The organism is Streptococcus sp. 2020WUSS084 (assembly GCF_044427445.1).
Classification (GTDB): Bacteria; Bacillota; Bacilli; order Lactobacillales; family Streptococcaceae; genus Streptococcus; species Streptococcus suis.
Map to the genome: position 1 here is coordinate 1 of NZ_JAOTGC010000008.1, position 25,793 is coordinate 25,793.

28 protein-coding genes and 2 pseudogenes are annotated in these 25,793 nt (G+C 39.2%); 25 read left to right on the forward strand and 5 right to left on the reverse strand.

The features are described from left to right. Positions 1-88: pseudogene (locus tag ODU50_RS05835) on the forward strand (IS200/IS605 family transposase); the annotation flags it as partial. A 141-nt stretch (positions 89-229) separates the two neighbouring features. Here the strand turns inward: ODU50_RS05835 and ODU50_RS05840 are convergent. The 3 genes from ODU50_RS05840 to ODU50_RS05850 all read right to left on the reverse strand — a co-directional run bounded on the left by ODU50_RS05840 (position 230) and on the right by ODU50_RS05850 (position 2,802). Further along, complete coding sequence (locus tag ODU50_RS05840) at positions 230-628, reverse strand: DUF5684 domain-containing protein (RefSeq protein WP_012028234.1); 399 nt, start codon at positions 626-628, stop codon at positions 230-232. Between the two features lie 128 nt (positions 629-756). Then, positions 757-1,977 (reverse strand): peptidase T, encoded by a 1,221-nt coding sequence (pepT, locus tag ODU50_RS05845; protein ID WP_105152839.1) that lies wholly within the window; start codon positions 1,975-1,977, stop codon positions 757-759. A 9-nt stretch (positions 1,978-1,986) separates the two neighbouring features. Beyond that, entirely contained in the window at positions 1,987-2,802 is an 816-nt protein-coding gene (locus ODU50_RS05850) for a Cof-type HAD-IIB family hydrolase (RefSeq protein WP_105152838.1), read from the reverse strand. Between the two features lie 198 nt (positions 2,803-3,000). Between ODU50_RS05850 and ODU50_RS05855 the strand changes: the two genes are divergently transcribed. The 24 genes and pseudogenes from ODU50_RS05855 to ODU50_RS05970 all read left to right on the forward strand — a co-directional run bounded on the left by ODU50_RS05855 (position 3,001) and on the right by ODU50_RS05970 (position 24,251). Further along, complete coding sequence (locus tag ODU50_RS05855) at positions 3,001-3,456, forward strand: GNAT family N-acetyltransferase (protein ID WP_105152837.1); 456 nt, start codon at positions 3,001-3,003, stop codon at positions 3,454-3,456. A gap of 68 nt (positions 3,457-3,524) precedes the next feature. Beyond that, positions 3,525-3,995 carry an ATPase gene (locus tag ODU50_RS05860; protein WP_105152836.1) on the forward strand — a complete coding sequence of 157 codons (471 nt, stop codon included), beginning with the start codon at positions 3,525-3,527 and terminating at the stop codon, positions 3,993-3,995. 17 nt (positions 3,996-4,012) lie between these two features. After that, entirely contained in the window at positions 4,013-4,270 is a 258-nt protein-coding gene (locus ODU50_RS05865) for a hypothetical protein (protein WP_002940881.1), read from the forward strand. Positions 4,271-4,276: 6 nt separating this feature from the next. Beyond that, complete coding sequence (locus ODU50_RS05870; RefSeq protein ID WP_105152835.1) at positions 4,277-5,536, forward strand: DUF2130 domain-containing protein; 1,260 nt, start codon at positions 4,277-4,279, stop codon at positions 5,534-5,536. A 24-nt stretch (positions 5,537-5,560) separates the two neighbouring features. After that, positions 5,561-8,293, forward strand: coding sequence for an AAA domain-containing protein (locus ODU50_RS05875; protein ID WP_105152834.1), 2,733 nt, complete (start codon positions 5,561-5,563; stop codon positions 8,291-8,293). A gap of 10 nt (positions 8,294-8,303) precedes the next feature. Continuing rightward, positions 8,304-8,627 (forward strand): annotated as a pseudogene (locus tag ODU50_RS05880) (PAS domain-containing protein); the annotation flags it as partial. A gap of 40 nt (positions 8,628-8,667) precedes the next feature. Further along, the gene (locus ODU50_RS05885; protein ID WP_105096070.1) at positions 8,668-9,312 is read left to right on the forward strand and encodes a hypothetical protein; all 645 of its coding nucleotides are present in this window, start codon (positions 8,668-8,670) and stop codon (positions 9,310-9,312) included. A gap of 56 nt (positions 9,313-9,368) precedes the next feature. Beyond that, positions 9,369-10,244 carry a tRNA pseudouridine(55) synthase TruB gene (gene truB / locus ODU50_RS05890; protein ID WP_398581363.1) on the forward strand — a complete coding sequence of 292 codons (876 nt, stop codon included), beginning with the start codon at positions 9,369-9,371 and terminating at the stop codon, positions 10,242-10,244. A 34-nt stretch (positions 10,245-10,278) separates the two neighbouring features. After that, entirely contained in the window at positions 10,279-11,202 is a 924-nt protein-coding gene (locus ODU50_RS05895) for a bifunctional riboflavin kinase/FAD synthetase (RefSeq protein WP_105106216.1), read from the forward strand. Beyond that, positions 11,195-11,941 carry a potassium channel family protein gene (locus ODU50_RS05900; RefSeq protein WP_029176613.1) on the forward strand — a complete coding sequence of 249 codons (747 nt, stop codon included), beginning with the start codon at positions 11,195-11,197 and terminating at the stop codon, positions 11,939-11,941. Before ODU50_RS05895 ends, ODU50_RS05900 begins: the two co-directional genes overlap by 8 nt. Positions 11,942-12,015: 74 nt before the next feature. Further along, positions 12,016-12,417, forward strand: a complete 402-nt coding sequence (locus ODU50_RS05905) for a Spx/MgsR family RNA polymerase-binding regulatory protein (protein WP_009909989.1) — start codon at positions 12,016-12,018, stop codon at positions 12,415-12,417. A 14-nt stretch (positions 12,418-12,431) separates the two neighbouring features. Continuing rightward, a complete protein-coding gene (locus ODU50_RS05910) occupies positions 12,432-12,710 on the forward strand; it encodes a UPF0223 family protein (RefSeq protein WP_024383710.1) in 279 nt (92 codons plus the stop codon). Beyond that, positions 12,700-13,458, forward strand: coding sequence for an inositol monophosphatase family protein (locus ODU50_RS05915; protein WP_174853721.1), 759 nt, complete (start codon positions 12,700-12,702; stop codon positions 13,456-13,458). Before ODU50_RS05910 ends, ODU50_RS05915 begins: the two co-directional genes overlap by 11 nt. Next, positions 13,458-14,759 carry an RsmF rRNA methyltransferase first C-terminal domain-containing protein gene (locus ODU50_RS05920; RefSeq protein WP_398581356.1) on the forward strand — a complete coding sequence of 434 codons (1,302 nt, stop codon included), beginning with the start codon at positions 13,458-13,460 and terminating at the stop codon, positions 14,757-14,759. Before ODU50_RS05915 ends, ODU50_RS05920 begins: the two co-directional genes overlap by 1 nt. Positions 14,760-14,896: 137 nt before the next feature. Next, on the forward strand, positions 14,897-15,766 hold the full coding sequence (locus ODU50_RS05925; RefSeq protein WP_002937620.1) for a phosphate ABC transporter substrate-binding protein PstS family protein: 870 nt from the start codon (positions 14,897-14,899) through the stop codon (positions 15,764-15,766). 2 nt (positions 15,767-15,768) lie between these two features. Next, positions 15,769-16,686, forward strand: coding sequence for a phosphate ABC transporter permease subunit PstC (pstC, locus tag ODU50_RS05930; protein ID WP_002937619.1), 918 nt, complete (start codon positions 15,769-15,771; stop codon positions 16,684-16,686). Then, the gene (gene pstA / locus ODU50_RS05935; protein ID WP_014635996.1) at positions 16,676-17,563 is read left to right on the forward strand and encodes a phosphate ABC transporter permease PstA; all 888 of its coding nucleotides are present in this window, start codon (positions 16,676-16,678) and stop codon (positions 17,561-17,563) included. The genes pstC and pstA overlap by 11 nt, the downstream gene beginning before the upstream one ends. Before the next feature lie 24 nt (positions 17,564-17,587). Continuing rightward, complete coding sequence (gene pstB, locus ODU50_RS05940; RefSeq protein ID WP_002940866.1) at positions 17,588-18,391, forward strand: phosphate ABC transporter ATP-binding protein PstB; 804 nt, start codon at positions 17,588-17,590, stop codon at positions 18,389-18,391. Positions 18,392-18,402: 11 nt separating this feature from the next. Beyond that, complete coding sequence (gene pstB, locus ODU50_RS05945) at positions 18,403-19,161, forward strand: phosphate ABC transporter ATP-binding protein PstB (protein WP_002937614.1); 759 nt, start codon at positions 18,403-18,405, stop codon at positions 19,159-19,161. A gap of 28 nt (positions 19,162-19,189) precedes the next feature. Next, complete coding sequence (phoU, locus tag ODU50_RS05950) at positions 19,190-19,846, forward strand: phosphate signaling complex protein PhoU (protein WP_002937611.1); 657 nt, start codon at positions 19,190-19,192, stop codon at positions 19,844-19,846. 165 nt (positions 19,847-20,011) lie between these two features. Continuing rightward, positions 20,012-20,392: a hypothetical protein gene (locus ODU50_RS05955; protein WP_398581357.1), complete on the forward strand. Its 381-nt coding sequence runs from the start codon at positions 20,012-20,014 to the stop codon at positions 20,390-20,392. A 193-nt stretch (positions 20,393-20,585) separates the two neighbouring features. Next, positions 20,586-21,257: a response regulator transcription factor gene (locus tag ODU50_RS05960; RefSeq protein ID WP_024400692.1), complete on the forward strand. Its 672-nt coding sequence runs from the start codon at positions 20,586-20,588 to the stop codon at positions 21,255-21,257. Continuing rightward, on the forward strand, positions 21,250-22,629 hold the full coding sequence (locus tag ODU50_RS05965; protein WP_105148221.1) for a cell wall metabolism sensor histidine kinase WalK: 1,380 nt from the start codon (positions 21,250-21,252) through the stop codon (positions 22,627-22,629). Before ODU50_RS05960 ends, ODU50_RS05965 begins: the two co-directional genes overlap by 8 nt. 392 nt (positions 22,630-23,021) lie before the next feature. Then, positions 23,022-24,251: a transglutaminase domain-containing protein gene (locus tag ODU50_RS05970; protein WP_105152828.1), complete on the forward strand. Its 1,230-nt coding sequence runs from the start codon at positions 23,022-23,024 to the stop codon at positions 24,249-24,251. A 264-nt stretch (positions 24,252-24,515) separates the two neighbouring features. Here ODU50_RS05970 and rpsT read toward each other — a convergent pair whose 3' ends face one another. Beyond that, the gene (gene rpsT / locus ODU50_RS05975; protein WP_012027069.1) at positions 24,516-24,764 is read right to left on the reverse strand and encodes a 30S ribosomal protein S20; all 249 of its coding nucleotides are present in this window, start codon (positions 24,762-24,764) and stop codon (positions 24,516-24,518) included. A gap of 58 nt (positions 24,765-24,822) precedes the next feature. Continuing rightward, positions 24,823-25,743, reverse strand: coding sequence for a type I pantothenate kinase (gene coaA, locus ODU50_RS05980; RefSeq protein ID WP_002935283.1), 921 nt, complete (start codon positions 25,741-25,743; stop codon positions 24,823-24,825). Positions 25,744-25,793 lie beyond the last annotated feature (50 nt).

The window sequence follows — 25,793 nt, forward strand, 5'->3', positions numbered from 1 at the left end:
TATTCAAGAGCAGGAAAAGCATGATATAGCACTTGATAAATTGAGTGTAAAAGAGTATGAAGATCCCTTTAGGGATAATGGCAAGTAGTACGAATGCCTCTTTAAGAGGCTAGTGACGAGTCAAAAGTAGTGAGGCTTGAACAAAGTGAAAGCCAGCGTCTTTAGGCGCTGGCTGGTGATGTGGGCTTACAGCCCTTGTTCAAACCACCCGTTTGACGGGTGGTCATGATTAGTCAATAAAGAATTCTTGTGGACCTTGGTAACGACTTCCATCATTAAAGGCGATGTAGAGGTTAAAGATAGGTGTAAGAAGAACATAGAAGATAGCTTGTACAGCTGATAAACCGAAGCTACGACCAAAATTGTAAACGAGATAGATGCCATATAATGGCCCTGCTAGTGGAATCAGTAAGAATAGAATGAACCATCTTTTTTCATAGCCAAAGGTGATGCATTGTTGGATATAGAGATTGTAGATTGGAATCAATGATTTCCAACCAGCGTAGCCTGCTTTTTTGAAGAGGATGTAGTTGGAAATAGCAACAAGAATATACCAAATAAATGAAAATAGTAGTGTTGTACCCCAAATGCCAATGAGAATTCCCTGTGCTAATGTTTCTTCTGTCATAATAAAACTCCATTTCTTTTTTTATAGTTCTATTATACCAGTATTAGTTCAATAACACAATATAAAATTGCATTTTTTTAAAATTTTTTCAGAAAAAAACGACTTTCTATTGAAAGCCGTTTGAAATTTTATTTGTAAGAGACGATTCCGAGAATGACATCGACGGATTTTTCCATGGTTTCGAGGCTGACGAACTCAAAGCGGCCATGCATGTTTTCGCCACCTGCGAAGATATTTGGCGTTGGAATGCCCATGAAGGAAATCTTGGAGCCGTCTGTTCCGCCGCGAACAGGCTCAATCAGTGGCTTGATACCTAGATTTTCCATGACGTCTTTAGCGATATTGATTGGGGTCATGTCTTTTTCGATGATTTTCTTCATGTTGTAGTATTGGTCATGTAGGTTGACAATGACACGTGGAGTGTCAAAATTGGCATTCATCTTTTCAGCGATGTCCAGCATGAGCTGTTTGCGGGCAAGGAAATCCTCTTCCTCGAAGTCACGGATGATGTAGGTGGTAGAAGCAGTATCGACACTGCCTTCCATGTTCATCAAGTGGAAGAAACCTTCATACCCTTCAGTTTTTTCTGGGCGGTCTGCTTCAGGAAGGGCATTGTGGAAATCAATAGCCAACTGGAAGGCATTAATCATCTGGTCTTTTGCTGAACCTGGGTGGACATTGCGTCCAAGGAAATCAATCTTGGCACCTGCTGCTGAGAAGGTTTCGTACTGGAGTTCGCCCAGCGGTCCACCGTCCATAGTGTAGGCAAAGTCCACATCGAAGTCTTCTACATCAAACTTGTCTGCACCAACACCGATTTCTTCGTCAGGACCAAAGCCGACACGGATTTCACAGTGCTTGATGTCAGGGTTTTGGACTAGGAATTCAACCGCTGTCATGATTTCTGCAATTCCTGACTTGTCATCAGAGCCTAGCAAGGTGGTACCGTCTGTGGTAATCAGGGTTTGACCCTGGTAGTTGGCAAGTTGTGGGAAGTCTTTTGGATGCAATTCGTAGCCAGAAGTTCCCAAGGCAATTGGATTACCGTCGTAGTTTTCGATGATCTGAGGATTCACACCTTCTGCGTTGAAATCCGCCGTATCCATGTGGGCGATGAAGCCAATCTTACGTGTCAAACTTGGGTCGTTGGCAGGCAGTGTTCCCACAGCAAAGCCGTTTGGTAGGTAGTGGACATTCTGTAAGCCGATGCGTTCCATTTCAGGCAGAAGGATATTCTGTGCAAACTCGACTTGGTTTTGGGTAGAAGGAGTGGTTGTCGAATTTTCATCTGAGCGGGTGTTTTCTTTGACATAGACTAAAAAGCGGTCTAAGAGTGTTGGGTATTTCATATTGTCTCCTTATTTGTTCAAAATATGTTTTTCAATAGCCTTGGCAACGCCGTTGTTTTCATTGGTGTCTGTGATGTCCTGGGCGATAGCCTTGACCTGCTCGTTAGCGTTGCCCATGGCAATACCAAGTCCAGCAAATTCAATCATTTCCAGGTCGTTGTTGGCATCTCCCATAGCCATGATTTCTTCTGGAAGGATACCGAGGCGGTCTGCCAGTTTTTTCAAACCAGTGGCCTTGCTTGCACCGTTTGGTAAAATTTCCAAGAGATAGTCCTGTGAACGAACGGTGGAATAGCCTTGGCTGAGTACAGGATTGTGTTGATTTTCAAAGGCATCAATATGCTCTTTTTCACCGACGAACATGGCTTCAAAGAAGCGATGCTGACCTGACTTGGCTTCTTTTAAATCAATTGGTTGAGGAGTCATTCCTACCAAACCTGCGTCTAAATTAACGCGTGCATTGGCTTTTTCTGCAAGAACGAAGTAGTCTTCCTCGTCAAAGAGAGAAATTTGCACATCATCATTTTCAATAAAAGTAGAAAGATAATCAATATCAGAGATAGATAGTTCTTCCCAGTCAATCAGGCTCCAATCCTTTGTCGAATGGGTTGAACAGCCGTTATTGACAATGATAAATTCTTCCTCGGTGTCAAAGCCGAGCTGCTCTACGAAAGGTTTAACACCAGCCAAGGGCCGACCAGTACAAAGAACAATCTTGACGTCCGCTTCAACAGCCTGATGAATGGCATCAATCTGTGGCTGCATCAGCTCTTTTTTCTCGTTTAAAAGGGTTCCGTCCATATCAAGAGCGATTAGTTTAATCATATAAACCTCCTTGTTTTCAATACATCTAGTATAGCATAAAATGAGAAAGGAATGATTGAAATACTAAAAGAAATGCTGTATAATACAACAAAATAGAAAGGGGGACGATTGAGATGAAAGTATTAAAAAATAGAATTGTTGCAGAAAAAATGAATCAAGGGGAGGTTATCAGAAACTAATCTCCCAAAAGGAGTAGAAATGAAGATTGTAACTGTATCAACTGTTGCTGACAAGGCAAGGATTATTGAAGAGGTGCTGGCAGACTTGCCAGAATGGTTTGGATTGCCTGAGAGTACCAAAGAGTATATCAAAGACGGTTCTGCCTTGCTGTTGTGGGCTGCCTATGATGCTGATGAAGCTGTTGGTTTTGTGACCCTGACTAATTCTTCGGAGGCTTGCGGAGATGTTCATTGTATGGCCATCAAGAAAGCCTATCATCGCCAGGGAATTGGACGTTTGCTCATGCAAGCCTTGGAGGAAGAGGCTCGGAAGGACTATGCCTACTTGCAAGTCAAGACAGTGGATGAAGGGCATTATAAAGAATACGACCAGACCATTGCTTTTTATAAATCTTGCGGTTTTGTCAAGTTAGAGGTATTTCCGACCCTCTGGGATGAATGGAATCCCTGCTTGCTGATGATTAAAAAATTATAGACAATGGAGAACATCGGTTATAGACCGGTGTTTTTTGGTATAATAGAAGGATAGAATAGGAGTATGATATGAAGATTAGTGTGAAGAAAGAGGCGGGGCACTACCTGCTCAGCATTTGCTATTCTGTATCGTCTAGTTTGGTGGAGGCATGGGATTTGTTGGCAACGAATAGTGGCTTTGTTCGCTGGTTTCCACAGTTGAACATTGTAGGAAATACGCTGGTTTTTGAAATGGAAGGATTCCGTGAAGTTATGGATTTACTGGAATATCGAAAAAATGAGAAAATTGCCTACACGTGGGATTCAGCAACAGTTTCATTTGCACTGTCTCAGCTAGAAAATCAGACCTTGATTACTTTTGAAGAACGAATTCCAGAAGATTTTGGTAATGAATTTGCGAATGCTCAAAAAGACATGACAGGATGGTTGGTGCAAAATGAATGTATCAAAAAAGTCTTAGGAGGTCAGGAGCCGCCTGTGCGTCAACCCTTGCAGGAAAAGTGGAAGACTTTTTTGGAGCTTGAATTAGAAGGTCTGTGATCTGAAAGGAGGTTGTTATGAAAAAGTGGTGGGAACAACTGAAAGAAGAATATTATGAAACACGGTTTGATTCTAATGAAGATTGGATGGAATGGTTTATCAAACGGAAGATGACCTGGGGCTGGAGATGGCCGACTGCCATAACGATTTTTGTCCTTTGGGCTCTATCACTTCCAGACGCTAGAAATGCAGTTCGTTTCTTTTATTTTTTATTGGCGCTGGGAGTAGCTACGGTTTTACATAAATTAATATCTTATTTAAAAAGAAGAAAGTGAGAGTATATGCATCAAATTACTTGCCCCCATTGTGGGACGGCCTTTCAGGTCAATGAAACAGAATATAGTCAGCTTTTAGCCCAGGTGCGTGGTGCGGAGTTTGACAAGGAAATCCACGACCGTTTGGAGCGGGAACGAGAATTATTAAGCCAGAAGGCTGAAAATGATTTGCAGGCTAGATTGAGTGATAAGGATAAGGAGATTCTGGAACTGACCGCAAAACTTGATAAATTTGCTAGTCAGACGGAACTGGAAATCAGCTCTGCTATTTCCCAAAAAGACCAAGAAATCCAAGAGCTTAAGGCACAGTTGGGGCAAATCGGTCTTGCCAAGGACTTGGAGTTGCAGCAGGCGGTAGCTCAGGTGGAAAAAGAGCGGGATGCGGCACAAAATGCTTTGGTTTTGCAGGAACAAAAGCAAGAGTTAGCCCTGGCGACCACTCGTCAGGAGTACGAAGTACGGCTCAAGGCGGCGGATGAGCAGGTGGAATTTTACAAAAATTTCAAGGCCCAGCAATCGACCAAGGCAATTGGAGAGAGCTTGGAGCAATTTGCTGAGGCGGAGTTTAACAAGGTTCGTTCCTATGCTTTTCCACGTGCCAAATTTGCGAAGGACAACGAAGTATCAGCGTCCGGTTCAAAAGGAGATTTCATCTTCCGTGATTTTGACGAGTCGGGCTTGGAATTTATTTCCATCATGTTCGAAATGAAAAACGAGGCAGATACGACCAAGACCAAGCATAAAAACGCTGATTTCTTTAAGGAGTTGGATAAGGACCGTCGGGAGAAAAAATGCGAATATGCTGTATTAGTCAGCATGCTAGAGGCGGACAATGACTATTACAATACAGGGATTGTGGATGTTAGTCATGAATATGAGAAGATGTATGTTATTCGGCCACAGTTCTTTATCCAATTAATCGGAATTTTACGAAATGCTGCGCTCAACAGTTTGAAGTACAAACAGGAGTTGGCTTTTGTCAGAGAACAGCATATCGACATTACCCATTTTGAAGAAGATTTGGCGACCTTCAAAACAGCCTTTGCCAAGAATTACCAGTCAGCCAGCACCAATTTCCAAAAGGCTATTGATGAAATTGACAAGGCAATCAAGCGAATGGAAGCCGTCAAAGCAGCCCTGACCACCAGCGAAAACCAGCTTCGCCTAGCCAATAATAAGCTAGACGACGTCTCCGTCAAAAAACTAACCCGCAATAACCCAACCATGAAAGCTAAGTTTGAGGCGTTGAGGGAGGAGGAAGATTAAGATTGAAAGTGAGAGTGGAAATCGGTGAAAGATAGAAAAATAATTTTGATTGATGGAGAGGACAAGTCAGAAAATATCGAATCGCTTCAATTGATTCGTTACAAAGGGAAACTCTACTTTGAGATTTATTTTAAAAATAATGTCCAACCTTATCGCTACAATATGCAGAGAGTTGAGGTGTTGAAGTTTTCCAAACAGTTGAATCCTTCAGAGATAGGAGTTTATAGAAGGCAAGATGGGGTTTTATTAAATAATATTGAGTCAATTGTTGAATTCAATGGAACGCACTCACGGGCTTATATCATCCGCTACAAAAATGGCACTGGAAAATTATATATGGGGAGAGACCTAGAAATACGGCAAAATGAGTTGACACATTCGAATAGTCGTCATGTTTTTAGTTATTTGACGGAACTATCCAAGCTGAATCCTCTGAGAAACTCTGAGACCGATCAATTGCTCTTGTTAAAAAGGTATGAGGAATTGGATTATGTAGACAAAACAGTTGCTTTAGCGAGCTATCTAAGTCCCAGTAAGAAGAATAACTTGCTGTTTCATGGGGAACTGATTTTTCCTTTTGGTTGCAATAATAGTCAATATAAAGCAACAAAAAATGCCTTAATAAATCAATTTAGTGTCATTCAAGGACCTCCTGGAACTGGTAAGACACAAACGATTCTGAATATTATAGCTAATATAGTGATACAGAATAAGACGGTTCTAATTGTTTCTAATAATAATGCAGCCATTGATAATATTTACGAAAAACTGAAGAACTATGGTCTTGACTTTCCCGTGGCTTATCTTGGAAGTGAAAAAAATAAAAATAATTTTATTCTCAATCAGTATAGTATGTACCCTGATTTTTCTTCGTGGAGATTAAAAGATAATGGTATGGAAAGTCTTGATAAGGAATTAAATGAAAAGATTCGTAGGCTTCCTCGTATTTTTGAAATTCAGGAAGAAGTGGCTAATCTGAGACAAGAACTCTCAGAACTAGAAACGGAATATCATCATTTCAAGGATTTTTTTGAGCACATAGATATATCGCCTATAGAATTAAACCTATATTCTGCTAAGAAGTTATTTAAGCTTTGGAATGAATTTGAGGAATTCTATAAAAAGAATAAAAGGTTAGGTTTAATTTTTAAGATAAAAAACTTTTTATTATATGGTGTTAAAAACTGGGAACTTTATAAACAAGAATTATCTGATTTGACAATACAATTTCAGAACCTATTTTACCAGCATAAACAAACAGAAATAAGGAATAAATTAGAAACTCTTCAAGAAGAATTGGTTCACTTAAATGGTACGGAAGTTTTAAACAATTTGACCAGTGATTCATTAAAGATTTTCAAAAATTTTCTAGTTAGTAAGTATGGGAATGGAAGAAATAGAGTACAGTTTACAAAGGAAGATTTAAGGGAACAATCGAAACGAGTTCTTCTAGAATATCCTATTGTTCTTAGTACAACATTTTCATCAACAACAAGTTTAGGAAAGAATATTACCTATGATTATTTAATCATAGATGAAGCCTCACAAGTGGATATTACAACTGGGGCACTAGCATTATCCTGTGCTAAAAATGTTGTAGTTGTTGGAGATAGTAAACAGCTACCGCATATTGTCACAAAAGATGTCAAAGAAAGTAGTGCTCAGCTTTTCCATAAATATGGTGTTCATAGTGGTTATGAATACACAAACAGTTTTCTTCAATCGGTACTAAAAGTGATTCCGAATATTCCAGAAACGCTATTACGAGAGCATTATAGATGTCATCCCAAAATTATCAATTTCTGCAATCAAAAGTTTTATAATGGTGACTTAGTGATTATGACAGGTGATAAAGGGGAAAAAGATGTTCTTCAGGCTATTAGAACACCTAAGGGAAATCACGCTCGTGATCACTATAGTCAGAGAGAGATTGATATAATTCTGAAAGATGTTATTCCAAATTATGAAATCTATCGGGAGCGGACAGGAGTTGTCACGCCTTATCGAAAGCAGAAAGAGAAGTTGCAAGAGCAAATTGATGATTTGGAAAGCGATACAGTCCATAAGTTTCAGGGAAAAGAAAAAGATACGATAATCATCTCCACGGTTGATAACAGCATAACACGTTTTACGGATGATCCGTACTTACTAAATGTGGCGATATCAAGAGCTAAAAATAAATTATTTCTTGTCATGACTGGGAATGAGCAATCATTAGATAAAAATATTAGTGATTTATTGGGATATATACAATATAATAATTTTGAAGTAAGAGAGAGCCCTGTATATTCCATCTTCGATTACTTATACAAACAGTATGAGCAAGAAAAGGAGGAATATTTTAGAAAACGAAAACGGATATCGCGATATGATTCTGAGAATTTAATGTATCATCGGATTAAGGAAGTATTTATGAGCGATGAAAAATATAATAGTCTAGATGTTATACATGACTATAAACTGCATAATCTTGTGAAGGATTTTACTCGACTAACAGAAGTGGAAGCGAAGTATGCAAGGCATGGAAATACGCACCTTGATTTTTTGATAATCAATAGACTTACCAAAGCACCTGTACTAGCTGTAGAAGTAGATGGATATGCATTCCACAAAGGTAATTCTAAGCAGTTTGAACGTGATATTATGAAGGATAACATTTTGAAAAAATGCAACATCCCCCTAATCAGGTTTAAAACAAATGAGAGTCAGGAAAAAGAAAAATTGATTGAAATATTGGATGGATTACTAGGAAGATAGCAATGAACATGATGGCATTTTCCAATATTATAATGACAGCCACCCTGTTGAAGACATGATTTTCAAACGTACTCCGAGCCAGATTGGACGTCATGTGGAGCTCTGCCATCCACCCAAAATCTTAGACAAGGTCAAGAAGATTTTTGAACTGCTCCGCACAGGGAAAAAAGACCAGGTGACCATGTGGTTCAAGTCCGAGAGTATGGGCAAGTTTGTCTATGTGGTCTATAAGGCCGTGCGTGATGAACAGGGAGAGTTTCAAGGCGTCTTGGAATACGTCCAAAATATCCAACCATTTTTTGAAATTGACAGCGATTTTCATCGGGAAATTTAAAGGTCACCAGTGGATGATAGAGGAAAATAGAGGATTTTTTATGAAAAATTTGAAAGAAAAAAAGAATCAAGGAACAGTTATTCCGCTTGGAATAGCCAGTTTTAGTTTGTTAATGGGAGTGTCGTTATTACTGTTTGCAGGAACAGCAGGTGGACTGAATATTATTTTATCTGTACCGCCTTTAATCGTAGCTGGTCTTGGATTTTTCTATGTCAAGTATCGTAGGGAAACAACAATTAAGATGTACAATAAAATGTATGACAGGTACCCAGAATTACAGAATAATTTGCAATTATTAGTTGACAAGGCAGATTATTATGATTCTGCAATAGGGATAGTCGTTTATAAGCATCTCATTGTTAGCCTCAAAGATGGTATTAAGGTTTTCCATCTCGCTGAAGTTGTATGGCTTTACCTCCATATATTAAGGGGCGGCTTTGCCTCAATTTATTCTCAGACTTTAATGGTCGGTACAGTTTTGAATGATCGCCATACCTTGTTGAGCTTACCAATTTTAGGTACTTCCAGAGTTGCAGACCCTAACATAGAAAATTTATTTGAATTTATCGGTGCCAGACATCCTAAAATTATGTTAGGGTATACCAATGAAAATAACCAATTTTGGGGTGTTCTTAGGAGCGAGGATAAGAACCAAAAAACAGACTATTTTGATTTTTTACGATGAGTGATTGATACCGGACCGCCCACAAGAGCGGTCCTGTGTGTTATAATGAAAACATGATTTCAGGAATTATTAATTTAAAAAAAGAGGCGGGGATGACCTCGCATGATGCAGTCTTTAAACTCCGGAAGATTCTGAAAGAGAAGAAGATTGGTCACGGTGGTACGCTAGATCCAGATGTGACAGGGGTTCTTCCGATTGCGGTCGGCAAGGCTACTCGTATGATTGAGTTCATGCAGGAAGAGGGGAAAATCTACGAGGGGGAGATTACCATTGGCTACTCTACCACGACAGAAGATGCATCGGGTGACCTTGTTGAGCGGACATCGGTTTTGGACATAGCAGAGCAGGTAGTTGATGAGGCTATGGCTAGTTTTGTCGGTACTATTACCCAGATTCCGCCTATGTATTCCGCCGTCAAAGTAAATGGCCGCAAGCTCTATGAGTACGCACGAGCGGGTGAAGAAGTCGAACGTCCCCAACGCCAAATTGACATATATAGTTTTGAACGTACCAGTCCTATTGAATTGGCAGATGATTGTGCACGATTTACCTTCCGAGTTCGTTGTGGAAAGGGCACCTATGTCCGTACTCTTTCTGTTGACTTAGGGGCTAAGTTAGGCTACGCCAGTCACATGTCTAAGTTGGAACGAACTGGGGCAGCAGGAATGGACCTAGCGGACGCCTTAACTTTGGAAGAAATTTCTTCGCTGGTAGCTGAAAATAATTTTTCATTTCTCCAACCTATTGAACGTGGTATCGGGGATTTACCTGTTGTAGAATTGAAAGAAGAGCAGGTGCAAGATGCTACATTTGGTCGATTTGTAGAATTGAATGCAGAAGCAGAGCGTTTAGCAGGCTTTCATGATGGTCAGTTGATTGCTATTTTTGAAAAACGCGACCAGCTGTATAAACCAAGCAAGGTTTTGGTCTAAGAAATTTCTCAATAACTGTGATAAAATAGAAAACATGAACATTAGAACAATTAAACATTATAGTGAATTGAATCAAGAGGAGCCGACGGTTTTAGTACTAGGCTACTTTGATGGGATTCATCTTGGGCACAAAGCTTTACTTGATCGAGCAAGGAAAGTAGCAGATGAGCAAGGTTTGATAGTAACTATTTTGACCTTTCCAGAGTCACCTCGGTTGGCTTTTTCTCGCTTTAGCCCAGAACTTTTACTGCATTTGACAAGCCAGGAACAGCGTCATCAGTTATTGGAGAAATATGGTGTAGATCAACTGGTAATGACGCCATTTACTAGCGAATTTGCCAGTAATACTCCAGAAGAATTTATTGAGCGGTATGTTAAGGGGTTGAATGCACAAGTCTTAGTTGCTGGATTTGATTATCATTTTGGGAATTGCAGAGCAGATGTCAAAGATTTGACAGAGCTATTTGATGGACAGGTAGAAATTGTAAGTGAAGTGAGCCTGGGCGGAGAGAAAGTTTCTTCAACTCGCATTCGTCAGGCTATCCAGTCAGGGGATGTCTCTCTAGCTAATCAACTTTTAGGTTATCCATTTATGACGGAGGGAATTGTGGTGCATGGAGATGCCAGAGGACGCACCATCGGCTATCCGACTGCAAATCTGGCTCCTTTTGACCGTGTCCATTTACCATCTGAGGGAGTCTACGTCGCTGATGTCGAAGTAGATGGGAAACGCTATCGAGCTATGACAAGCGTTGGGAAAAATGTGACCTTTGATGGAACTGAGATGCGGATAGAAGCCCATATTTTTGGGTTTGACCGCTTTATCTACGGAGAAAAAATAACTATTTTTTGGCTTGAAAAAATTCGAGATATGGTCAAATTTGATGGGATTGAAGGTTTGATGGAGCAGATGAAATCTGATGAGGAATTTGCCTTGCAATGGGGAAAACATGCTTAAACGATTAATTCGTCATCCTTTTTATGAGAAGGCTATGACCTACATAGCTGTAGTCTATGTATTTCTTATCGTACTTGAATTAATGGATGCTAGTATTGCCAATTCTAGTGGCTATCGGGTACTGGATTGGCTCCTGTGGTTTATTTTTGTCTGCGATTATTTTGCTCAGCTTTATTATGCGGATGACATACTTGAATATGTACAGGGGCATATCTTGGAATTAATTGCCATTATTCCATTTGATTCATTCTTCAGTTTTCTTCGCTTGGGAAGACTTGCACGACTCTTCAGATTGGTCAAAGTAACGAGAATATTTGCCCTGTCTAATCGATTCTGGGATACAATCAACAAGCTTTTGCATACCAACAGTTTATCCAAGGTATTGATGCTAAATAGCTCAGCAGTGCTAGTTTCAAGTGTCTTATTATCAGTGATTGAAGGAAAATCATTTTTCGATGCACTTTGGTGGTCCATTGTAACGATGACAACTGTAGGGTATGGAGATATTGTCCCCCAAGATACGATTTCTAAAATTATAGCCATCCTCTTGATGTTGGTTGGTATTTGTACTTTTGGTATGGTTACCTCCACAATAACTCGTTTTTTCTCTGAAACAGAGCGAGAAACGAAGTTGGATATCTTGATGGCAAAAATTGATGAACAAAACGAAACATTATTACGCTTAGAGAAAAAAATAGAATCTTTAGAAAAATTAGGTGAATTACAGGGAAGAGATTAGATTTACTATTGAAAACTCTTTTAAGTTAGAGTATAATAATAAGAAGAAAAATGTTTTTAGAGGGGATGGAAGACATGATTACTTTATTTTTGTCACCGAGTTGTACCAGTTGTCGTAAAGCTCGTGCTTGGCTGACAAGTCACGAAGTCCCTTTTATTGAGCACAATATTATGACTAGCCCTCTAACTGCTGAGGAATTAAAGAACATTTTAGCATTGACAGAAAATGGGACAGATGACTTGATCTCTACCCGTTCAAAAGTTTTTCAGAAACTAGATATTGATGTTGATGAGCTTTCTGTGAAGCAGCTTATTGGGTTAATCGAAACCTATCCGAGTCTCTTACGGCGTCCGATTATTTTGGATGAGAAGCGGATGCAGATTGGTTTTAACGAAGATGAAATTCGTGCATTTCTTCCGCGGAAGTATCGCAAACAAGAACTAAAAAATGCTACATTGAGAGCAGAAATAGGATAAGAAAGATAAAAGATATGAACAAAAATTATTCATATCCACTTGATTTTTCGTGGAGCACAGAGGAGATTTCCTCCGTGCTTTCTTTTTTGAATCAGGTGGAGGCAGCTTATGAAAAAGGTGCAGATGCGGTAGCTATATTAGCTAGTTATAAAAGCTTCAAAGATGTTGTTAAAAGTAAGGGACAGGAACGTCAAATTGATCGTGACTTTGAAGCAGTTTCTGGTTATTCAACTTATCGAGTTGTTAAGGCTGCTCGAGATAGGGGGAAAGGAGTTATTCGTTTTGGAAACTAAGTATCACTTTGCCCAAACGATTGTCCTGGAAGCTGGAAATTTTCTCCGACAGCATTTACATGATGATCTTCAGATTGAAGAAAAAGGTGACTTTACAGACTTGGTAACACACCTTGATAAACAAGTGCAAGAAATGTTGACTCAACAGATTCAATCTCGCTATCAAGGTGATGGGATTTTAGGCGAGGAAGGTGGGGACGTTTCTTCTATTCATGAGGGAAATGTTTGGGTTATTGATCCAATTGATGGCACCACAAATTTTATTGCTCAGAAAACTGATTTTGCCATTATGATTGCCTATTTTGAAAATGGAGTAGGAAAGTTCGGTATCATCTATGATGTCATGCGAGACAAACTTTTCCATGGAGGAGATTCATTCCCTGTTTATTGCAATCAAGAACGCTTAAAGAAACCAGAGCTGCGCCCTCTTCGTCAGAGTTTGATAGGAGTCAATGCAAAGTTGTACGCAGGCAATGTACATGGAGTGGCAGAATTAGCAAATCAAAGTTTAGGTACAAGATCTGTAGGAAGTGCTGGGATTGGTTTCGCCCACGTTCTGGAAGGAAGATTATTTGCCTATGCTTCTTATCTGTGTCCATGGGACTACGCAGCAGCCAGTATTATTGGTTCCTCTTTAGGCTTAGTCATGTTAAGTTTTGATGGTCCGAGTCTGGCCTATGATAAGCGAGAGTTTGTCATGCTAGTATCAGAATCCCATCTTGAGGAAGCGAAGGGGTATATATTCTAATGCAATTACCACAGGATTTTATAGATAAATATAATCATTTGCTTGGTAGTGAAGCCCAAGCATTTTTTGAGAGTTTTGAACAAGACCCAATCTCAGGATTTCGCACAAATCCTCTTAAAGAAAGCCAATTGGACTTTGAGCAACCAATCCCTAATATGACTTGGTCATACTATGGTAAGATTTCAGGGAAGTCTCCAGAACATGTAACTGGCTTAGTCTACTCACAAGAGCCAGCTGCACAGGTTGTCGGTCAGATTACAGCTCCGGAAAAAGGTATGAAAGTATTGGACTTGGCAGCAGCGCCAGGAGGAAAGTCTACTCACTTGCTTTCATACTTAGAAAATACGGGGCTCTTGGTTAGTAATGAAATTTCTAACAAACGAGCAAGGATATTGGCTGAAAATATTGAGCGTTTCGGAGCGAGGAATGTTGTTGTTACAAATGAATCAGCAGACCGCTTGGAAAAGGTCTTTCCAGGATATTTCGATATGATTGTCCTAGACGCTCCCTGTTCAGGTGAAGGGATGTTTCGAAAAGACCCCGATGCGATTCAATATTGGTCCAAACATTATCCAGCACAATGTGCAAGCTTACAGCGTGAAATTTTAGAATCGGCCTTGAACATGTTGGCTCCAGATGGTCAATTGATTTATTCTACTTGCACTTGGTCACCAGAGGAAAATGAAGAAGTAGTGACGTGGCTCTTAGAACAGTATGATTTGGAACTAATAGACATTCCTAAAATCAATGGAATGGTAGAAGGAATCGGATATACAGAAGTTGCTCGTATGTATCCCCACCATTTTGCAGGAGAAGGTCAGTTCGTTGCCAAATTTAGATTTCTAGGGGAAGCCAGTCAGAAAAAATTAAAACCAGGAAAATCCAATTTGAATAGAGAACAGCAAGCTCTCTGGAAAGAATTTGAACAGAAGCATTTAAGGGTTCAATTGGATGGTTTACTGCAGGTTTTTGGTGACAATCTCTATCTATTGCCACACGGCCTTCCTGATTTGTCAAAAGTAAAGATTGCTCGAAATGGTCTTCACTTGGGGACGTTTAAGAAAAAACGATTTGAACCCAGTTTTGCTTTAGGTCTAGCACTCCATAGTTCGGAGGTTAAAAATCGAGTGGAAATCAGCTTAGAAGAATTCTCGTCCTATACTGCAGGACATACAATAGCTGTGTCCAAGGATTTAGCTAATGGCTGGTATCAGGTAGCAGTCCAGGGGAACGGTCTTGGTTTCGCAAAAATTGTATCTGGAACGCTTAAAAACGGCTTTCCAAAAGGGTTGAGATTTTAAAATAAATCAGCAAATTTTTTTTGCAACTTGTCTTTTTATATGATATAGTGGATGAGTGGAAATATCTTGTAAATTCTATGTAAAATACAGAGTTAATTTTAGGAGATTCCACTGAAAAATGTAAAGGAAAAAACGAAATGAAAAAAAAGCAGAAGCTTGGAATTGCAGCTTTGTTTCTTTTGAGTAGTATGGCTCTTTCTGGTTGTTCTTCTTGGATCGATCGAGGAGAGTCTATTACAGCCGTAGGTTCGACAGCGCTTCAACCACTTGTTGAGGCGGCAGCAGATGAATTTGGTAGTGTCAATATCGGTAAATCCGTCAACGTTCAGGGTGGTGGATCAGGTACTGGCTTGTCACAAGTTCAGTCTGGAGCTGTTCAGATTGGTAACTCTGACGTATTTGCTGAGGAAAAAGATGGTATTGATGCAAGTAAACTTGTTGACCATCAAGTAGCAGTAGCTGGTTTGGCCGTTATTGTAAATGAGCAGGTATCGGTTAAAGATATTACTACAGAAGATCTGCGTAAAATTTTTACTGGTGAGATTACCAACTGGAAAGAGCTGGGCGGTAAGGATTTGGAAATTTCAATCATTAACCGTGCAGCTAGTTCAGGTTCACGTGCGACCTTTGATAGTGTTATCATGGATGGACAAACCGCAACTCAGAGTCAAGAACAAGATTCTAACGGTATGGTAAAATCTATTGTTGCTCAGACACCAGGTGCAATTTCCTACCTATCATTTGCTTATCTAGATGATTCCGTTAAAACAATTAAGTTAAACGGTTTTGAACCAACTGCTGAAAATGTAGCAACAAATGATTGGCCAATTTGGTCCTATGAGCATATGTATACGATGGGAAAAGCGACTGATTTGACAGAAGAATTTTTAGATTACATGATGTCAGATGAAGTTCAAAATGGTATCGTTGAAAGTATGGGATACATTTCTATCAACGATATGAAAGTTGTGAAAAGTGCTGATGGCACGGTGACTGAGAAGGAGTAAGCATGAAAAACGAACAACTAGCAAAAGAGTTATCGTCTCCATCTAAAAACTCTCGATTAGAGAAGTTTGGTAAGGTAATTACATTCCTTTGTCTATCATTGATTGTCTTTATTGTTGCAATGATTTTGATTTTCGTTGCACAGCGTGGATTATCGACTTTCTTTGTTGACGGTGTGAGCATCACTGATTTCTTATTTGGAAGCAAGTGGGAACCAAGCTCGAAAATATTTGGTGCCCTGCCAATGATTTCAGGTTCTTTCATTGTTACGATTCTGTCAGCTGTTGTTGCGACCCCTATCGCAATCGGTGCAGCGGTCTTCATGACAGAAATATCACCAAAACGTGGTGCAAAAATCTTACAACCTGTTATCGAACTTTTGGTTGGTATTCCATCGGTTGTATATGGTTTCATTGGTTTGCAAGTAGTTGTACCATTTGTACGTTCAATCTTCGGTGGAACAGGTTTCGGTATCTTGTCGGGTGTATTTGTACTTTTCGTTATGATTTTGCCAACAGTAACCTTTATGACGGTTGACAGTTTGCGTGCAGTACCTCGTCACTACCGCGAAGCAAGTTTGGCTATGGGAGCCACTCGCTGGCAGACGATTTGGCGTGTTATTTTGAACGCAGCTAAGCCAGGTATTTTTACGGCCGTTATCTTTGGTATGGCGCGTGCCTTTGGTGAAGCCTTGGCGATTCAGATGGTGGTTGGTAACTCTGCGGTTATCCCTACTTCCTTGACAACGCCAGCAGCGACTTTGACTTCTGTTTTGACAATGGGTATCGGTAATACGGTTATGGGAACTGTTCAGAACAACGTCCTATGGTCCTTGGCCCTAGTCTTGCTCTTGATGAGCCTTATCTTTAACATGATTATGAAATTTATTACGAGAGAGGGTAAGAAAAACTATGCACGCTAAAAAATTTGATAAATTGGCGACTGGTATTCTTTACTCAATCGCTGGTGTGATTGTCGTTATCTTGACGTCACTGATTCTTTACATCTTGCTACGTGGTCTGCCACATGTAAGCTGGGATTTTTTGACAAGTAAATCTTCATCTTACAAAGCAGGTGGTGGTATTGGAATTCAGCTCTACAACTCATTCTTCCTATTGGTTGTAACGCTCTTAATTTCTGTTCCCTTGTCAACAGGAGCAGGAATTTACTTGGCAGAATATGCTAAAAAAGGTCCTTTGACAAACTTCATTCGTACCTGTATTGAAATCTTGTCATCCCTACCATCCGTTGTCGTTGGTTTGTTTGGTTACTTGATTTTCGTTGTTCAGTTTGAGTATGGATTCTCAATCTTGTCAGGTGCCTTGGCCCTTACGGTCTTTAACTTGCCACAGATGACACGTAACGTAGAAGATAGCCTTCGCCACGTCCACCATACGCAACGTGAAGCAGGATTGGCTCTTGGTCTATCACGTTGGGAAACTGTTCTCCATGTTGTTATTCCAGAAGCACTTCCAGGGATTGTAACAGGTATCGTCTTGGCATCTGGTCGTATCTTCGGTGAGGCAGCAGCTCTTATCTACACGGCTGGTCAGTCAGCTCCAGCTCTTGACTGGTCAAACTGGAATCCATTGAGTGTTACTAGTCCGATTTCTATCTTCCGTCAATCAGAAACCCTTGCGGTTCATATCTGGAAGGTAAACAGCGAAGGTACAATCCCAGATGCAACCCAAGTTTCTGCTGGTTCAGCAGCAATCCTCTTGGTTTTCATCTTGATTTTCAACCTTTCTGCACGATATATCGGTAAGAAACTTCATGCGAAAATGACTTCAGCAGCCTAGAAGTCTGACTTATAAGGAGAAAAAATGGCAGATTACAACTGGAATGAACGCCATATCATTACTTTTCCAGAGGAGAATATCGCCCTTTCGACAAAAGATGTTCATGTTTACTATGGTAAAAATGAAGCAATCAAGGGCATTGATATGCAGTTCGAAAAAAATAAAATTACAGCCTTGATTGGACCATCGGGGTGTGGGAAATCAACCTATCTTCGCAGTCTTAATCGTATGAATGATACTATTGATATTGCTAAGGTAACCGGTCAAATTCTTTATGAAGGAATCGATATTAACAGACCAGATATGAACGTTTACGAAATTCGTAAGCATATCGGAATGGTATTCCAACGTCCCAACCCATTTGCAAAATCTATTTATCGTAACATCACATTCGCACATGAACGTGCAGGCGTGAAAGATAAGCAGGTTTTGGATGAGATTGTTGAAACTTCTCTGAAACAAGCGGCACTTTGGGATCAGGTAAAAGATGACTTGCACAAGTCAGCCTTTACCTTATCAGGTGGACAGCAACAGCGTTTGTGTATTGCACGAGCTATCTCTGTAAAACCACAAATCTTGCTTATGGATGAGCCCGCATCAGCCTTGGACCCGATTGCGACTATGCAGTTGGAAGAAACTATGTTTGAATTGAAGAAGGACTACACCATTATCATTGTTACGCACAATATGCAACAAGCAGCTCGTGCAAGTGATTACACAGCTTTCTTCTATTTGGGTGACTTGATTGAATATGATAAGACAGCAAACGTCTTCCAGAATGCAAAACTCAAGTCAACTAGTGACTACGTTTCAGGACATTTTGGATAGAAAGGAAACAAATGACATCACCTATTTTACAAGTAAAAGATTTGTCTGTTTACTATAACAAGAAAAAAGCCTTGAATAATGTGTCAATCGATTTCTATCCAAATGAAATTACTGCTTTGATTGGACCATCTGGTTCTGGTAAGTCAACCCTCTTGCGTTCTATTAACCGTATGGGAGATTTAAACCCAGAGGTAACATTGACAGGTGCGATTGATTACAACGGAAAGAACATATACAGTCCTCGTACGGATACTGTTGATCTTCGTAAGGAAATCGGTATGGTCTTCCAACAACCAAACCCATTCCCGATGTCTATCTACGAGAATGTCGTTTATGGTTTACGTATTAACGGTATCAAGGACAAGCAAGTCTTGGACGAAGCAGTTGAGCGTTCCTTGATTGGTGCTTCTATTTGGAATGAAGTGAAAGATCGCTTGCATGACTCAGCAGTTGGACTTTCAGGTGGTCAGCAGCAACGTGTATGTGTGGCCCGCGTATTGGCGACAAGCCCAAAAATTATTTTGTTGGATGAGCCAACTTCAGCCCTTGACCCAATCTCGGCTGGTAAAATTGAGGACACACTTTATGGTCTGAAAGATAAGTATACAATGGTGCTAGTAACACGTTCTATGCAACAGGCATCACGTATTTCAGATCGAACAGGTTTCTTCCTTGATGGCGATTTGATAGAATACAATTTGACAAAAGAAATGTTCTTGAATCCTGCCAATAAAGAAACAGAAGACTATATTACAGGTAAGTTCGGCTAAGGCCTATAAGAAAAAGAAAGAGGTTCACATGTTAAGAGCTCAATTTGAAGAGGAATTAGGGAAACTTCATAACCAATTTTACGCCATGGGAAATGAAGTATTGGCTCAGATTAATAATGCTGTTCGTGCCTTTACAACTCATGACCGTGAATTAGCAAAAGAAGTCATTGAAGCAGATAAGAAAATCAATGCTTTCGAAGTGAAATTAGAGAAAAAATCACTTGAAATCATTGCTCTCCAACAACCTGTCTCAACAGATCTTCGTCGCGTTATTACAGTCTTGAAAGCAACTAGTGATTTGGAGCGTATGGGAGACCATGCAGTCTCAGTTGCTAAAGCAGCTATCCGTATGAAGGGAGAAGTTCGCATCCCAGTAGTTGAAGAAGAAATCAAGAAAATGGGACGTGAAGTTCGTCAATTAGTAGAAGAAACATTGGAACTCTACTTAGGTGATGCTGATATGGAGCGCGCTTATGAAGTAGCAGCACGTGATGAGGTTGTTAATGAATTCTATTCAACTATTCAAGAATTGACAACAGAAGAAATCAAGAAGAATCCAGAATCCTTGGTTGCTGGTCGCGACTATTACCAAGTTTTAACCTACTTGGAACGTGTCGGTGATTATGCTAAAAATATTTGTGAGTGGGTTGTTTATCTACGCACAGGTGATATTACAGAGTTGTAATTCAGAAGTCCGAGAGGGCTTCTTTTTGTGTAATGGACTTTTATAAAAAATGCTGAATTTCTTTAGCTTGTTTTAAGTTTTCAATACTATACTATTATCATCAGGTAAAGAGGAGTTATTTAACGGGTCTCATTCTGATAATATTCTATTGAAAATGGGAATTTCATGTCATTTATTAATCAATTTAAGTCACAGTCAAAAACAGTACTAGCTGCTGTTGCTATTTCAGCTGCTACCTTGGGCTTTGCAGGGGGAATGAGTATTTCTAAAAGCTCAGCAGGAGTTTCAATACAAAGTCAAGCAAGTTTGGCGCAAAATGGTTCCGTAGCTAAGAGTGGACAAGTAGCTACCCAAGGTATGCCACCAGGTCAAGGAGTTCCTACACAAGGCATGCCATCTGGACAAGGTACAACTCCTCCTGATGCGACAAGTGGAGCAACCCAGTCAAACTCGAGTACTTCTTCTGATGAAGTGAATGCTTTAAAAAAGAGGAATCAAGAAATTAAATCTCAAATTTCAGGAGATAGTAGTTCTTCTAATCAATAAATATTGAGATTTCGATTTTTACTTATTCCATGATATAATGAACTCGTATCAATAAATAGTTAGATAAAGACTACCTTATCATTCATTTTTCAGATGGTCATAGTAGTACTTTATCTAACCATTTCTCTTAAAGACCGTGACCTGTCCCAGGTCTTTGGTTTGTTTATTAAACCGAAATGTAAGGAAGTGTATGATGATTAAAATATTGTTAGTGGAAGATGATTTAAGTCTATCAAATTCTGTTTTCGATTTCTTAGATGATTTTGCAGATGTTATGCAGGTTTTTGATGGTGAGGAGGGCGTTTATGAGGCGGAAACAGGCGTTTATGATTTGATTCTTTTGGATTTGATGTTGCCTGACAAAGATGGCTTTCAAGTCTTGAAAGAGTTACGTGAAAAGGGGGTTACGACACCTGTTCTGATTACCACAGCCAAGGAAAGTCTAGAGGATAAAGGCCATGGTTTTGAATTGGGAGCTGATGACTACTTGACAAAACCGTTTTATTTAGAAGAATTGAAGATGCGAATTCAAGCTCTATTAAAACGAGCGGGTAAGTTTAATGAAAACACACTAACCTTTGGAGATGTGACAGTTGACCTATCTACAAATATGACGATGGTAAATGGTGAAGAAGTTGAACTGCTAGGAAAAGAATTTGACCTACTAGTTTATTTCTTGCAAAATCAAAATGTTATTTTGCCAAAAACACAAATTTTTGACCGTATTTGGGGCTTTGACAGTGATACTACAATTTCAGTAGTAGAAGTATATGTTTCTAAAATTAGGAAAAAGTTGAAAGGAACGACTTTTGGGGAAAATCTTCAAACCCTGCGTAGTGTCGGATACATTCTAAAAAATGCCTAAGCGATTTAAAAGATTAATGTACACGGATAAATTTTCTTTCTTTATCCGTTATTTTGCAGTATTTACTCTGATTTTTGGTTTAATGACAGCCATCATTTTTCAATTAATGCGTTCAACTATGTACCAAAATTCAGATAACACCTTGAAACGCATTAAGAAAGAACCAGCGCTGGCTGTTGGTTTTGCAATCGCAAGAACCTATGAGCCCAATTCTGTATTTATCCTTCAAGATAGTCCAACTGGTGAAGAAACTACGAGCTCTAGTTCAGATAGCATGCCTGTTCCTAAAAATCAAAAAAATACTAGAGCTGGAGATCAGCTGAGATTAGGTGCCAATACTCATGTTTTACTCTATAGTAAAAGTGGAGAGATGATTAATCCAGATACTTTTACTGGTTTGGCCAACTTATCATTAGACAAGGAAAAATTGGGTGAAATTAAGGAAACGACGGTTGAATCAAGTTTTGGTATGTCTGAAGATTATCGCTATATAACGATTGGGCTGGCTACAGATGAACTAGGTTATTATTCGTCCTATGATATAAAATATGCGACAATTTTGGTGAATGTCAGCCAAATTAAATCTTCCATTGAGAGCTATGAATCGACAGTTGCTATTGTTATGGTATCAGCTTGGTTGATTTCTATACTAGCAAGTATTTACCTATCGAATCTTAGCATGCGTCCAATCCTAATCAGTTATCAAAAACAAAAAGACTTCGTTGAAAATGCTAGTCATGAGTTACGCACACCGTTGGCAGTTCTTCAAAATCGCCTGGAAAGTCTATTTCGTCATCCCGAGACAACTATTTTGGAAAGTAGTGAAAGCATCGGATCTAGTTTAGAAGAAGTGCGAAATATGCGACTATTGACAACAAATTTACTTAATTTGGCTCGTCGTGATGATGGCTTAAAAGTCGATATGATCGATGTCCAACCCAACTATTTTGATGAAATCTTTGCTAATTACCTTATGATTGCCGAAGAAAATGGAAAAACTCTAACAGTTAATAATTTGATTCATCAGCCAATTCGAACAGACAAGGTTTTGATTAAACAGTTGCTCACCATTTTGTTTGACAATGCTATGAAGTATACCGATGATGATGGGACAATTCAAATAGCAGCTAATATCAAGGACAAACTAGTTTGTTTTACAGTTATTGACAATGGTTTGGGAATCAGCGATGCCGATAAAAAGAAAATCTTTGATCGCTTTTACCGAGTTGACAAGGCTAGAACACGTCAAAAAGGTGGATTTGGTTTAGGTTTATCTTTAGCTCAACAAATTATTAAGAATTTAGATGGTGAGATTTCTGTGAGAGATAACCAACCGAAAGGAACTATTTTTGAGGTACGTTTACCCAAATAACTAACTATTCATCAAGATTAGAGGCTGGGTAAAAAGTCCAGCCTTTCTTCTCAAAGTTCGCTCTATCTCCAGCCTCCAAAGGTTCGGGGAACCTTTGGAGCTATACGGGGGCGGGAGGTCAAACAGTCAGAGTAGTGACTGTGACTGTTTGAGTGAGGAAATAAAACAAACGAAGTTTATTTCAAAATAGTCCAGTGGAGTGAAACAGTTCGGGGAACTGTTTCAGCTGGTCACCTAAAAATAAGAAAGTGACCATAGAAAATCGAACCTAAATGTTTAGAAGTGAGGGAACTCTTTTCGATCTATTGAATTCTTTCCACTCCCTTTTTGTTTTGTGTAGTTTGTCAGATGCCTCCTAATTATGTTATACTTAAACAAGAATGGAGGTAAATATGAGGAAAGTTTCTCGTGGCATTTTAACAATATTATTATCGGCGACAGTCCTTTCTGCTTGTTCAGGTGGAGGGAAAAATTTAAGTGAACATTTGGAAGCGGCTAAAGTTGAATTTTCTAAAGAAAAAAAGCAACTAGAAGCAGAATTAACAGCATTAAAAGAAGAGGTTCAAGGAAATTTTTACTACCAACAATTGGATACTGATAAGGAACGTCGTGTCTATCTCCAATTTGTTAATGGACTCAGCAAGCGGATGCAAGTGATCGATATTGATTCTGTTAATGATGAAATATATTCACGCGTCTATTTTTCTGTCGCTCATGATTATCCAGAATTTTACTGGCTAACAGATGAAGCAGCAATGGCTGGTGGAATTGATATATTGGATTTAGAAGAGCCGGTGTATCCGAGTGATTTATCTCCGACACAAAATAAAATAGAAGATGAAGTGAGTAAGATACTTGCTCAGACACCAAAAGGATCGGACTATGAGAAGGTTAAATATTTTTACGAGGTGATTATAAAGCAAACGGATTACGACCTTGAAGCCCTGCAGACCAAATCTGTCACGTGGAGAAGTCAAGGAATTACCAGCGTGCTATTAGATAAGAAATCGGTTTGTGCCGGCTATAGTCGCACCTTCCAATATCTATGTAAAAAAGCAGGCATTGATTGTATTTATGTTACAGGGATTGCAAAAAATGGGCAAAACGGTGAGTTTGGGCATGCTTGGAATCTGGTCAAGATAAATGGACAATACTATGGTGTTGATACGACTTGGGGAGACCCAGTTTTTGATCAAGCTATAAGTGGAGAAGCGCATACAGATATTTCATACGATTATCTATGTGTCCCTGATGAAATCTTAGAGAGAAGTAGAATTGCTGATACCGACCTCCTCGACTACTGGGGAGAAGAACAATATTACGAACCTAGAGCATTGACCTATCCAAAGTGCACAGATAATTCATTGAATTACTATGTTCAAAAGGGAGTCTATTTCACAAGCTTTGATGAAGCAGCAATTTTACAGTCTATCACTGATCAGCGACTACAAGGTACGGATAAAGTAGTCTTGCAATTCGGAACAGCAGAAGCAATGCAACAAATGATTACATTGGCCTCTACTGAAAATAATGCTATTTTTCAGGCTTTGGGCGATGTAGGAGAGTATCAGTACTATTATAATGATCAAACCTATACATTTGAACTGGCAGATTGGTTCTAACGAATTAGTTTGAATCTTAAGGAACGTGTTCTTCCCTAATAATAAAAAAAATAGGGAGCGAGAAAGACATCCATGATGGCTCCGCCTTCACCCACAGAATAATGAAAACGAACATAAAGCCCTCACTAGGTGTATAATCTTAGTGAGGGCTTTGTGGTTGACGAGTTAATGATGTTATTCATCGAGGGAAAAATTGATCCACTTTGTCCCGCATCCTTATGATGGAAAAAATAAAAAAAGGAAACCCAAAGGTTTCTTTTTTAATTAAGCAAGTTTTGATGCAAGACGTGCTTTATCGCGGCTTGCTTTGTTTTTGTGAATCAAACCTTTAGTTTCTGCTTTATCGATTGCTGAACTAGCAGCACGGAAAAGCTCTTCAGATGGGTTAGCTTCAAATGCTTTGATTGCAGTACGCATAGCTGATTTTTGTGCTGAGTTTTTCTCGTTTTGTTTAACGTTCAATTCAGCGCGTTTGATAGCTGACTTAATGTTTGCCAATGGTTTCACCTCCACCCTTTCTTGTACTAACTATACCATTATATCTGAAAAGAGTATTTTTGACAAGTGAAATTTATTTTTTTAGATAAATTTTATCAATCTCATGGTTTTCGGCCTTATGAAGAATAATATCAGCACGGTTTCTGGTTGGTTCAATGAATTTTTCTAAGTTAGCTAGATTAATGTTTTTCCAAGTATTCTGGGCAATAGATAGAATCTCAGGGTACGTCATCTGGGTAAAACGATGGTAATAGTTGTTAGGGTCATTTTTTGCCAATGTTAACAATTTTTGGAATCGCTCCAAGTACCAGGTTTCAATATGTTCCACATCAGCGTCAACGTATATAGATAGGTCAAAATAGTCACTGACATAGAGGCGCTGGTTTTGTGGATTTTGAAATACATTGATTCCCTCAACAATCAAGAAATCTGGAGACTTAATCTCCTGAGTTTTGTTGGGGACAATATCATAGATTTCATGTGAATAGACAGGGATTTGGCAGTCGTAGCCGTTTTTTATCTTATCAAGGAAATCAATCAATTTCTCCATGTCATAGGACTCAGGAAACCCCTTTTTATTTAACAGTTGCCGTTCTTCTAAAACCGCATTTGGATGGAGAAATCCATCCGTTGTCACTAATTCAACCTTGGCGTGTTTAAATGTCCGAGCGATAAGAATTTGCAGCAATCTACTAGTTGTTGATTTGCCGACAGCAACACTTCCAGAAACGCCAATGATAAATGGTTGTGGCTTGATAGTCTTCTGTAGAAATAAACTCTTCGTAAAATTTAGGTCTTTGCGTGCTTTCCGATAGATATGGATAAGATTAACCAAAGGAAGATAGATGTCAGAAACCTCATGTAATTGGATGCGGTCGTTAAAACTTTTAATAGAATTTAGTTCGCTTTGACTAAGTGGAATGGTAGTCTTACGATGTAGTTGTTGCCAAGTGGCTCGGTCAATTTGTTCAAAATTTAAAAATTCATTTTTCATACATAATTCTTCCTATAGGTAAGCGTTTCAATATCGATTTCATTTTATCA